Source organism: Cupriavidus sp. 96C5-1 (genome assembly GCF_057798855.1).
In genome coordinates this window covers 207,821-219,402 of the sequence record NZ_JBYOJU010000006.1, presented here as the reverse complement: position 1 = coordinate 219,402, position 11,582 = coordinate 207,821, and the positions used below count along the sequence as shown (strand labels likewise).

The following is an 11,582-nucleotide window of genomic DNA, read 5'->3' as shown; positions in this document are numbered from 1 at the left end:
GGGGGCCCGCCGGGCCGGCGGGGGGGCCTGTGGGGGGGCGCGTGCCGCCCCCCCCCCCCCCCGGCGCCCACACCGCCACGCCGGCATTGCGCAGCACGTCCTGGATATCCTTCTCGTGGACCGCCAGCGACATGCCGGGGCACAGGCCCTGCATCATCAGCCCGTACTGGGCCATGGCCAGCACCGTCATATTGTGCGCCACCACGTCGCTGAACGCCCACTGCGCCTGATGCTCCCGCACCTGCGCAGCGAAGCCGCCGCCCGGCACCACGACGATGCGGCCGCCGCCGAGTTCGCTCAACTCCCGCAGCCACTCGCCCAACAGCGGATCGCGGCCAAGGCTGCCGCCGAGTTTCACTACCCACATACCGGCTCCAGGGCTGATAAATCCGCCTTGGCACATTCACGTTCCGTGCCAGCACGGCGTGGCCGACGGCGCGGCGCGTGGCAACCCGGCCACGGTGACAGTCTGTGCCGGGCGTGGCACACCAGCCGTCTCGCGCGGCGGATCGATCGGCGCAAAAGGACGCGGCGCCAGCCCCGCACCCGCGCGTCATCACGCGGAACACCGGGCTGGCGCATGGCCTGGCACGCCGGACGGATCCCCTTCGCCTGGTCTCTAGCGGTAGCGCGGCACCAGCCTTTCCAACGGCACCGGCTTGATCTTCGAAGCCTGCCCGGCACAGCCGAACGCCTCGAAGCGCAGGCGCACCACGCTCTTCGCGCCTTTCTTGGCCGCCAGCAATGCCTTGCGCGGGTCGAACTCGCTGCGGTCTTCGGCGAGGGACCTGCGGATGGCGCCGGTCATGGCCAGGCGGATATCGGTGTCGATGTTCACCTTGCGCACGCCGGTCTTGATGCCGCGCAGGATCTCCTCGACCGGCACGCCGTAGGTTTCCTTGATCTCGCCGCCGTACTGGCGGATTATCTCCAGCCACTCCTGCGGCACGGAGCTGGAACCGTGCATCACCAGGTGGGTATCGGGAATTTTCCGGTGGATGTCGCGGATACGGTCCATCGCCAGGATGTCGCCCGTCGGCTTGCGCGAGAACTTGTAGGCCCCGTGGCTGGTGCCGATGGCGATGGCCAGGGCATCCACGCCGGTGCGGGCGACGAAGTCGCGCGCCTGGTCGGGGTCGGTCAGCATCATGTCGTGCGACAAGGTGCCGGCAGCGCCCACGCCGTCCTCCTCTCCGGCCTGGCCGGTTTCGAGCGAGCCCAGGCAGCCCAGTTCGCCCTCCACCGACACCCCTACCGCGTGCGCCATCTCGCAGACGCGGCGGGTGACCTCGACGTTGTAGCCGTAGTCCGAGGGCGTCTTCATGTCTTCACGCAGCGAACCGTCCATCATCACGCTGGTAAAGCCCGAGCGGATCGATGCCTGGCATACGGCCGGGCTGGAACCATGGTCCTGGTGCAGCACGATGGGCAGGTCCGGATGGGTCTCCGCCGCAGCCAGCACCATATGGCGCAGGTAGGCTTCGCCGGCATACTTGCGCGCGCCGGCGGAGGCCTGCAGGATGACCGGGCTGTCGGTCTCCCCGGCGGCCTCCATGATGGCCTGGATCTGTTCCAGGTTATTGACATTGAAAGCCGGCACGCCGTAGCCGAATTCTCCGGCGTGGTCCAGCAACTGGCGCAGCGATACGAGGGACATGGCGAAGCTCCTTGGGTTGACGCGGATTCGGTGATGTCGGGAATGGGGGATCGGGCCTCACGCGGCTGCGCGCTGCGCCAGCACGTCGACGGCCGGCAATTTGCCGCCTTCCAGGAATTCGAGGAAGGCACCGCCGCCGGTCGAGATATAGCCAAGCTGCCCGGCAATGCCGTACCTGGCGATGGCGGCCAGCGTATCGCCGCCACCGGCGATCGAGAACGCCGGCGAGGCGGCGATGGCCTCGGCCAGCACCCGGGTGCCATTGCCGAACTGGTCGAACTCGAACACGCCGACCGGCCCGTTCCATACGATGGTGCCGGCGGTCTTGATCTGCCCGGCCAGTTGCGCCGCCGTGCGCGGCCCGAGGTCCAGGATCATGTCGTCGTCCGCCACGTCTTCCGCCCGCTTTACCGCGGCGCCGGCGGTGGCGCTGCATTCCCTGGCGCACACCACGTCCACCGGAATGGCCACCGAGGCGCCGCGCGCGGCCATCATGTCGATGATGGCGCGGGCTTCCTCCACCAGCGCCGCCTCGGCCAGGGACTTGCCGATCTTCAGGCCGGACGCCAGCATGAAGGTATTGGCGATGCCGCCGCCCACGATGAGCTGATCGACCTTGCCGGCCAGCGACTTCAGGATGGTGAGCTTGGTCGAGACCTTGGCGCCCCCCACGATCGCCGCCAGCGGACGCGCCGGCTGGCCCAGCGCGCGGCCCAGCGCCTCGATCTCGGCGGCCAGCAGCGGGCCGGCGCAGGCTATCGGGGCATACCTGGCGATGCCGTGGGTGGTCGCCTCGGCACGGTGGGCCGTGCCGAAGGCGTCGTTGACGTAGATGTCGCACAGCCTCGCCATCTTCTGCGCCAGTTCATCGCAATTGCCCTTCTCGCCCTTGTTGACGCGGCAGTTCTCCAGCAGCACCACCTGGCCGGGCGGCACCTGGAAGCCGCCATCGACCCAACTGCTCAGCAAAGGGACTTCGCGCCGCAACAGCGCCGAGAGGCGGCGGCGCACCGGCGCCAGGCTATGGCGCGGGTCCGGCTCGCCCTCCACCGGCCGTCCCAGGTGCGAGGTCACCATGACCGCCGCGCCCGCCTGCAGGCAGGCTTCGATGGCCGGCAGGGAAGCGCGGATACGCGTATCGTCGGTGATTTCGCCGGCGGCATCCCGCGGCACGTTGAGGTCGGCGCGGATAAAGACGCGCTGGCCGGCGACATCGCCCCCGGCCAGCAGGGCCGATAGCGTGTGGACTGTGCCTGTGGTTGGCATGATTCTCTCCTGGCGGGGATGGCCGTCTTGATGGTCATCCCCGCCTGTCTCCGTATGGTTGTTCTGAGGTGGCTCGCGTGTGGTCCGATTGGCTTTCCGCTTCCGCATGACACCATCGGGCGCATCAGACGGCTTTGGCGCATCCTGTCAGCTTCGCGCGTCGCGTTGATCGCCTCGCTCCGGCCCGCGGCGCGCCAGCGCCAGCAGTCCGGGCAAGTCCTCCAGCGAGTCGATCACGCCGTCGCTGTCCAGCGCCGCGGCACCGCCGGCGCCCGCATAGCCGTAGCGCACCAGGTAGACCGGCATGCGGGCGGCCCGCGCCGCTGCCACATCGACCGCCGAATCCCCGATCAGCACGCTCCGCCCTGCCTCGGCCCCCAGCAGGCGGCAGGCATGCCGCAAGGGTTCCGGGTCCGGCTTCATCCGCGCGATCGTGTCGCCGCCGACCAGGGCCTCCAGGTACCTGGCCAGGCCTGTCTTGGCCAGCAGCGGCGCCGCCAGCGCCCTGGGCTTGTTGGTCACGCAGGCGAGCCGGTAGCCCTGGCGCTGCAAGGCCGCCAGCCCGGCCTGCACGCCGGGGAAGACCTGGCCCAGATGCCCATTGACGTCGGCATAGTGGTGGTGGAACACCGCCTCCGCGAATTCCGCCCCGCTCTGGCCGATGCCCGCGGTCTCGAGCACGCGCCGCACCAGGTTGGGCACGCCCTTGCCGATAAAGCCGCTGACCGTGTCGAAGGGCAACGGCGCGCTCCCAAGCTCGTCCAGCATGCGGTTGGCCGCCTCCACGATGTCATGCGCCGTATCGACCAGGGTGCCGTCGAGGTCGATCAATACCGCGGCCCTGTTCCTGTCCGCCGCGATGCCCATCACGGCTTGCCCAGCAGCGCGCGCACCGCATCCGCGACATGGGCCGGGGTCAGGCCAAAGTGCTGGTAAAGCGCGTCGGCCGGCGCCGATTCGCCGAAGGTGTCGATGCCGATGGTGGCACCGCCCTCGCCCACCACCGCGCGCCAGAACCAGGTGACGCCCGCCTCGACGCTGACGCGCGGCACACCGGCCGGCAGCACGGCCTCGCGATAGGCGGCGTCCTGCGCGTGGAACAGCTCCACGCAGGGCATCGACACCACGCGCGCGCCGATCCCCTCCTCGGCCAGGAAGGCTGCGGCACGCATGGCGATCTCCACCTCGGAACCCGTGGCGATCAGCACCGCCTGGGGCGTCCGCGCATCCTGCAGCACGTAGCCGCCGCGCCGGATGCCGGCGAGCTGCCCGCTATCGCGGGCAAACGGGGTCAGCGCCTGGCGCGACAGCAACAGGCAGCTCGGCCCGTTGTCGCGCCGCACCGCCGCCAGCCAGGCCAGCGCGGTCTCCACGCCATCGCAGGGGCGCCAGACCTGGTTGTTTGGGATCAGCCGCAGGCTGGCCGCATGCTCGACCGGCTGGTGGGTGGGACCGTCCTCGCCAAGCCCGATCGAATCGTGGGTCAGCACATGGATCACGCGTTGCCGCATCAGGGCAGCCATGCGGATGGCGTTCCGGGAGTAATCGGAGAATGTCATGAAGGTGCCGCCGTAGGGGATGAGCCCCCCATGCAGGGCCATGCCGTTCATCGCGGCCGCCATGCCGAACTCGCGCACGCCGTAGCTCACGTAGTTGCCCTGCCCCGCATGGTTGACCCACACCGACGCCTTCACGTCGGTCAGGTTGGAGCCGGTCAGGTCGGCCGAGCCGCCCAGCAGTTCCGGCAAGGCCGCCGTCAGCGCTTCCAGCGTGAGCTGCGACGCCTTGCGCGTGGCGATCTTGCCGTGCAAGGCCGAGGGTGCCTCCAGCAGCGCGGTCAGCCCGGCCTCGAATGCCGTCGGCAACCTGCCTTCGACGCGGCGCAGGAACTCCGCGGCCAGCTCGGGGTAGGCCGCGCTGTAGCGGGCGAAGCGCGCGTTCCAGCCGGCCTCGCGTTCGGCGCCCTGCGCGCGGGCATCCCAGGCGGCGGCCACGTCGGGCGGCACCGCGAACGGTTCCGCCTCCCAGCCGAGCGCTGCGCGCATGGCGGCGATCTCCTGCGGGCCCAGCGGCGCACCGTGTACATCGTGCCCGCCGGCCTTGGCCGGCGCGCCCTTGCCGATCACCGTCTTGCAGCAGATCAGCGTGGGCCGCTCCCCTTGCGCCCTGGCCTGGACGATGGCGGCGTCGATGGCCTGCGCGTCGTGGCCGTCCACGTCCGGGATGACATGCCAGCCATAGGCGGCAAAGCGCCGCGGCGTATCGTCGGCGAACCAGCCGGACACCTCGCCGTCGATGGAGATGCCGTTGTCGTCGTACAGGCAGATCAGCTTGCCGAGCCCGAGCGTGCCCGCCAGCGAACCGGCTTCGTGGCTGATCCCCTCCATCAGGCAGCCGTCGCCGAGGAACACATAGGTGTGGTGATCCACGATGGCATGGCCGGGGCGGTTGAAGGTGGCGGCCAGCAGTTTTTCCGCCAGCGCCATGCCGACCGCGTTGGCCAGGCCCTGCCCGAGCGGGCCGGTGGTGGTCTCGATGCCCGGGGTCACGCCCGCCTCGGGATGGCCCGGGGTCATCGCATGCAGCTGGCGGAACTGGCGCAGCTGCGCCACCGGCAACGCGTAGCCGCTCAGGTGCAGGACCGCGTAGAGCAGCATGGAAGCGTGGCCGTTGGACAGCACGAAGCGGTCGCGGTCGGGCCACGCCGGGTTGGCCGGATTGTGGCGCAGGTGGCGCCGCCACACCACCTCGGCCATCTCCGCCATGCCCATCGGCGCGCCGGGATGGCCGGACCTGGCCTGCTCCACCGCGTCGGCGGCGAGAAAGCGCAGCGCGTTGGCGCAGCGCGCCGCCGGATCGATACGTTCGGGTGCATTCATCTCTCGGGTCCTCACAGGGCCGCGCGCTTGCGGCGCTCCATCATGCGTTGCACGAAGGGGGTGAAAATCAGCTGCATGGCCAGCTCCATCTTGCCGCCGGGCACCACGATGGTATTGGCGCGCGACATGAAGGAGTCATGCACCATGCTCAGCAGGTACTGGAAGTCGATGCCCTTGGGGTTGGCGAAGCGGATCACCACCATGCTTTCGTCCGGCGCCGGGATCTCGCGGGCGATAAACGGGTTGGAGGTATCCACGCAGGGCACGCGCTGGAAATTGACATGGGTGCGCGAGAACTGCGGGCAGATGTAGTTGACGTAGTCCGGCATGCGCCGCAGGATGGTGTCGGTCACCGCCTCGCTGGAGTAGCCGCGCTGCTTCTGGTCGCGCCACAGCTTCTGGATCCACTCCAGGTTGATCACCGGCACCACGCCGATCAGCAGGTCGGGATACCGCGCCACATTGACCTCATCGGTCACCACGCCGCCGTGCAGCCCCTCGTAGAACAGCAGTTCGGCGTCCTCGGGCAGTGGCTCCCACCCGGTGAAGGTACCCGGCTCCTGCTGGAAGGCCGCGGCCTCCTCGACGCTGTGCAGATAGCGCCGGCGCATGCCCGTGCCCGACTCGGCATAGGTACGGAACAGGTTCTCCAGCTCGCCAAAGAGATTGGTGCCGGGACCGAAGTGGCTGAAGTTCATATTGCCGCTCTGCTCGGCCTCGGTCATCCTGACCTTCATCTCGGCGCGGTTGTAGCGGTGGAAGCTGTCGCCCTCGATCACGACCGATTTCACGCCGTCGCGGCGAAAGATGCTCTCGAAGGTGCGGGTGACGGAGGTGGTGCCGGCGCCGGAGGAGCCGGTGATGGCGATGATGGGATAGCGTTCGGACATGCGCATGCACCTCAGGCGGGAACGCGGAACAGGCTGCGTTCGTTGAACAGGGGATTGGGAAGTTCGGCACCGGGCGGATCGGCGTGATAGCGCTCGATCCGCTCCACCTCGTTGCGCGAGCCGAAGATGACACCGATGCGCTGGTGCAGCGCGCCCGGCTGCACCGACATCAGGGGCTGCCGGCCGGTGCTGGCGCGGCCGCCGGCCTGCTCCATCAGGAAGGCGATCGGATTGGCCTCGTACAGCAGGCGCAGGCGCCCGGCCCTGGCCGGGTCCTTGCTGTCGCGCGGGTACATGAAGACGCCGCCGCGCATCAGGATGCGGTGCGCTTCGGCCACCATCGAGGCAATCCAGCGCATGTTGAAATCCTTGCCGCGCGGCCCGCTCCGGCCGGCCACGCATTCGGAGACGTACTGCCGCACCGGCGCCTCCCAGAAGCGGCTGTTGGAAGTGTTGATGGCGAACTCATGCGTGTCCGCCGGCACCTCGAGGCTGGCGTGCGTGAGAAAGAACTCGCCCAGGTTGGGGTCCAGCGTAAAGCCGTTGACGCCATTGCCAACCGTGAGCACCAGCATGGTGGTGGGCCCGTAGATGGCGTAGCCCGCCGCCACCTGTGCGGTGCCGGGCTGCAGGAAATCCTGCTCGGCCACCGCATCGGCACCCTCCGGCGCGCGCAGCACGGAGAAGATGCTGCCCACCGAGACGTTGACGTCGATATTGGAAGATCCGTCGAGCGGGTCGAACACCAGCAGGTATTTGCCGCGCGGATACTGCGGCGGAATCTGGTAGGGGACCTCCATTTCCTCCGACGCCATGCCGGCCAGGTAGCCGCCCCATTCGTTGACGCGCAGGAAGGCCGCGTTGCTGAGCACATCGAGCTTCTGCTGCGTCTCGCCCTGTACGTTGACGGCGCCGTCCGCGCTGCCGTGCAGGCCGCCCAGCGCGCCGAGCGCGACCGCGCGCGCGATCTCCTTGCACGCCATGGCGACGTTGAGTATCAGGCCGTTGAAGCCGCCGCTGGCCTGCGGGTAGCGGCGTCGCTCCTCGATCAGGAACTGGGTCAGGGTCTTTCTGTGCGGCTGATGCGGCTGATGCGGCTGGGGTCGTTGTGGCATGGCTGGTCTCCTCTTTTTGAATTCGCGGGATAGCGGTGTCGATGCACTTTGCGTGTCTCATTCCAAAAGCAGTTCATCTCAGGCCGCCTCGGACCGGGTGCCGCGATGCCAGCGGCGCAGCGCGGCCAGATCGGCCCAGCGGTGGTCCGCGCCCGGCAGGTGCTGCGGCATGGGCTGGTCCGGATCGCCCAGGTGCGGCAGCACCAGCAGCGCGCCATCGAAGCGCTCCGCGGCGGTGTAGGCCGTCGGCGTGATCACGGTGGGAACGCCGGCCGCCTGCGCGGCGCGCAGGCCGTTGCCGGAGTCCTCGAACGCCAGGCAGTCAGCGCCATCCACGCCAAGCCGCGCCAGCACCTCGAGATAGACATCGGGCGCGGGCTTTTTCACCGCGGTAGTGCCGGCGTCGCAGATGGCGGCGAAGCGAGCGCGCCAGTCCGGCCCCAGCGGCGAGCGCAGCAGCGCATCGAGGTTGGCCGGGGTGGTGGTGGTGGCGATCGCGATCGGCGTGCCCGCCTGGCCGGCCTCGCCGATCAGCCGGGCGATGCCGGGGCGCAGCGGCAACCCGCCGCCGCTGACGCGCTCGGTGTAGTGGCGGGTCTTGACGGCGTGCACCGCCTCGATGGCTTCGGCCACGCTGGCGCCGCGGGCCTCATCCGGATCGACCATGCGCCAGTAGTGCAGCAGGCGCTCCTTGCCGCCGGCCACCTTCAGCAGGCGCGTGTACAGCGCCACATCCCAGCACCAGTCGAGGCCGACCTCGGCAAAGGCCGCATTGAAGGCCTGCAGATGGGCTGACTCCGTATCGGCAAGCGTGCCGTCCACGTCGAAGATCAGGGCTTGCATGGCGCACACTCCTGGCCCTGAGGCTGCGCGAACACGCGGCTGGCGAGCAGGTCGGGGGCGGTGATGGTGGTCAGGGCCAGGTCGTCGGCAATGGCGCCCGGGTCATTGAGCAGGCGCGACGCGTGGCGCAGCCGCGCGCGGTCGAGCGCATTGCGCACGCTGCGGGCATTGGCGAAATGCGGTTGCGTCATGCGCCGCGCCAGGTAGTCGGCAAAGACCGTTCGGCTCTCGTCGTCGAAGCGGTACTGCATCGCGTCGAGCATCAGGTCAGCGATCCGGCCCAGTTCCTCGGCCTTGTAATCGGGAAAATCGATATGGTGGGCAATGCGCGAGGACATGCCCGGGTTGGATTCGAAGAATCGGTCCATGCGATCCTTGTAGCCGGCCAGGATCACCACCAGGTCGTCGCGGTTGTTCTCCATCACCTGCAGCAGGATCTCGATGGCTTCCTGGCCGTAGTCGCGCTCGTTCTCGGGCCGGTAGAGATAGTAGGCCTCGTCGATGAACAGCACGCCGCCCATCGCCTTCTTCAGGATCTCCCTGGTCTTGGGCGCGGTGTGGCCGATGTACTGGCCGACCAGGTCATCGCGCGTGACCGCCACCAGGTGCCCGCGGCGCACGTAGCCGAGCTGGTGGAGTATCTGCGCCATGCGCAGGGCCACGGTGGTCTTGCCGGTGCCGGGATTGCCGCTGAAACACATGTGCAGGCTGGGCGCGCCGGCGGAAAAGCCGCGCGCCGCGCGCAGCTTGTCCACCAGCAGCAGCGCCGCGATATCGCGGATGCGCGACTTGACCGGCGCCAGCCCGATCAGCTCGCGATCCAGCTGGGCCAGCAATTCCTTGATGCCCGAACTGGCGAGCGTAGCCGCCAGGGTGCCGGGCGGCTGCAGATGTGCGGGAGACTCGGGCGCGGACATGGCTTGCTCCGAAGTTGGCGGATGGACTGCGAATGAACAGCCGTTGCCGGCTCAATAGCGGCTGCCTTCCGGGCGGGCCTGCACCGCGTAGCTCTCGATCGCGTAGCGCACCGTGCGGCCCGGCTCCTCCTGCCGCACCAGGCGAAAGCCCGGTTCGTCGGCGGGACGGTTGACGATGAAGGACATCACCACGGACTCCACGGTATGCGTCGCGTCGAACGCCATCACGCGGATATAGTGGCTGGGGAAGGCCTTGCGCGCCTGGTTGACCTCCTGCAGGATGCCGGCGGCATCGCGCAGGTCGAACATCGGCAGGCCGAACATTTCCCAGTACGTGTTGCGCGGATGCGGGTCGTCGGTGTATTCGATGCCGACCGCCCAGCCCTTGGCGAGGCAGTACTCGACCTGGCTGGTGATCTGCGCGTCGGTGAGGTCGGGCAGGAAGGAAAAAGTGCCTTGCGTAATGCGCATGATGTCCTCTTCTCTTGTACGTTGATGTCGGGTGTCGGACCGGGTACGGCGCGCGCTCAGGCCACCGATGCGGTGGGCACGAAATCCGAGGTGTCCGTCGGCGTGTAGTTGAAGCTGATATCGCCCCAGGTATCGAGCGCGGCCCGCAGCGGCGAACACCATTTGGCCGCATCGCGCAGGATGTCCGGGCCCTCGTTGGCGATATCGCGCCCTTCGTTGCGGGCCAGCACCATCGCCTCCAGGGCCACGCGATTGGCGGTGGCGCCGGCCTGGATGCCTTGCGGGTGGCCGATGGTGCCGCCGCCGAACTGCAGCACCACGTCATCGCCGAACAGGTCCAGCAGCTGGTGCATCTGGCCCGCATGGATGCCGCCCGAAGCCACCGGCATCACCTTGCGCAGCGAGGCCCAGTCCTGGTCGAAGAACAGCCCGCGCGTCAGGTCGGTCCTGGTATAGGCGTCGCGGCAGACGTTGTAGTAGCCCTGCACGGTGAGCGGATCGCCTTCGAGCTTGCCCACCGCGGTGCCCGTATGCATATGGTCGACCCCGGCCAGGCGCAGCCACTTGGCGATCACCCGGAACGACACGCCGTGGTTCTTCTGCCGTGTATAGGTGCCGTGGCCGGCCCGGTGCAGGTGCAGCACCATGTCGTTCTGGCGGCACCAGTTGCTCATCGACTGGATGCAGGTCCAGCCCACGATCAGGTCGATCATGATGATCACCGAGCCAAGCGATCTGGCGAACTCGGCGCGCCGGTACATCTCCTCCATGGTGCCGGCGGTCACGTTGAGATAGCTGCCCTTGACCTCGCCGGTGGCCGCGGACGCCTTGTTGACCGCATCCATCACGAACAGGAAGCGGTCGCGCCAGTGCATGAAGGGCTGCGAGTTGATGTTCTCGTCGTCCTTCATGAAATCCAGCCCGCCCTTGAGGCCCTCGTAGACCACGCGGCCGTAGTTGCGGCCCGACAGGCCCAGCTTGGGCTTGGTGGTGGCCCCCAGCAGCGGGCGGCCGAACTTGTCCAGGCGTTCGCGCTCGACGATGATGCCGGTGGACGGCCCGGCGAAGGTCTTCACATAGGCTACGGGGAAGCGCATGTCTTCCAGGCGGGCCGCCTTGATCGGCTTGAAGCTGAACACATTGCCGATGATGGAAGCGGTCAGGTTGGCGATCGAGCCTTCCTCGAACAAGGACAGGTCATAGGCCACGTAGCAGAAGAACTGCTCGGGATTGTTGGGCACCGGGTCCACGCGGTAGGCCTTGGCCCGGTACATGTCGCACGCGGTCAGCCGGTCGGTCCACACCACCGTCCAGGTCGCGGTGGACGATTCGCCGGCCACCGCGGCCGCGGCCTCGACCGGATCCACGCCGGACTGCGGCGTGATGCGGAACAACGCCAGCAAGTCGGTGTCCTTGGGCTCGTAGCCGGCGTCCCAATAGCCCATTTCCTTGTACTTCATGACGCCAGCGTCGTAGCGCTTGCGCGGCTTGGCGGTGGCTTGGATCGTCTCAGGTGCGTTCATGATGTTTCCTTCCCGTGGGTT

10 protein-coding genes and 1 pseudogene are annotated in these 11,582 nt (G+C 68.4%); all 11 read right to left on the bottom strand.

Annotation, left to right across the window (positions count from 1 at the left end; all coding sequences use genetic code 11):
* Positions 1–367: pseudogene (locus tag AC3FOF_RS10675) on the bottom strand (hypothetical protein); the annotation flags it as partial.
* A gap of 252 nt (positions 368–619) precedes the next feature.
* Positions 620–1,657: a class II fructose-bisphosphate aldolase gene (gene fba / locus AC3FOF_RS10670; protein ID WP_017229168.1), complete on the bottom strand. Its 1,038-nt coding sequence runs from the start codon at positions 1,655–1,657 to the stop codon at positions 620–622.
* A gap of 57 nt (positions 1,658–1,714) precedes the next feature.
* Entirely contained in the window at positions 1,715–2,923 is a 1,209-nt protein-coding gene (locus AC3FOF_RS10665; protein ID WP_276269331.1) for a phosphoglycerate kinase, read from the bottom strand.
* Positions 2,924–3,070: 147 nt separating this feature from the next.
* The gene (gph, locus tag AC3FOF_RS10660; RefSeq protein ID WP_276269334.1) at positions 3,071–3,790 is read right to left on the bottom strand and encodes a phosphoglycolate phosphatase; all 720 of its coding nucleotides are present in this window, start codon (positions 3,788–3,790) and stop codon (positions 3,071–3,073) included.
* Positions 3,790–5,802: a transketolase gene (gene tkt / locus AC3FOF_RS10655; RefSeq protein WP_488726572.1), complete on the bottom strand. Its 2,013-nt coding sequence runs from the start codon at positions 5,800–5,802 to the stop codon at positions 3,790–3,792. Before tkt ends, gph begins: the two co-directional genes overlap by 1 nt.
* Positions 5,803–5,813: 11 nt before the next feature.
* The gene (locus AC3FOF_RS10650; RefSeq protein WP_035813408.1) at positions 5,814–6,692 is read right to left on the bottom strand and encodes a phosphoribulokinase; all 879 of its coding nucleotides are present in this window, start codon (positions 6,690–6,692) and stop codon (positions 5,814–5,816) included.
* Between the two features lie 11 nt (positions 6,693–6,703).
* Positions 6,704–7,807, bottom strand: a complete 1,104-nt coding sequence (locus AC3FOF_RS10645) for a class 1 fructose-bisphosphatase (protein WP_276269329.1) — start codon at positions 7,805–7,807, stop codon at positions 6,704–6,706.
* 78 nt (positions 7,808–7,885) lie between these two features.
* Complete coding sequence (locus tag AC3FOF_RS10640) at positions 7,886–8,650, bottom strand: HAD family hydrolase (protein ID WP_276269328.1); 765 nt, start codon at positions 8,648–8,650, stop codon at positions 7,886–7,888.
* Positions 8,638–9,567 carry a CbbX protein gene (cbbX, locus tag AC3FOF_RS10635; protein ID WP_017225361.1) on the bottom strand — a complete coding sequence of 310 codons (930 nt, stop codon included), beginning with the start codon at positions 9,565–9,567 and terminating at the stop codon, positions 8,638–8,640. Before cbbX ends, AC3FOF_RS10640 begins: the two co-directional genes overlap by 13 nt.
* 51 nt (positions 9,568–9,618) lie before the next feature.
* Positions 9,619–10,038, bottom strand: a complete 420-nt coding sequence (locus AC3FOF_RS10630; RefSeq protein WP_017225360.1) for a ribulose bisphosphate carboxylase small subunit — start codon at positions 10,036–10,038, stop codon at positions 9,619–9,621.
* Between the two features lie 56 nt (positions 10,039–10,094).
* Positions 10,095–11,561, bottom strand: coding sequence for a form I ribulose bisphosphate carboxylase large subunit (locus AC3FOF_RS10625; protein WP_017225359.1), 1,467 nt, complete (start codon positions 11,559–11,561; stop codon positions 10,095–10,097).
* Positions 11,562–11,582: the final 21 nt, after the last annotated feature.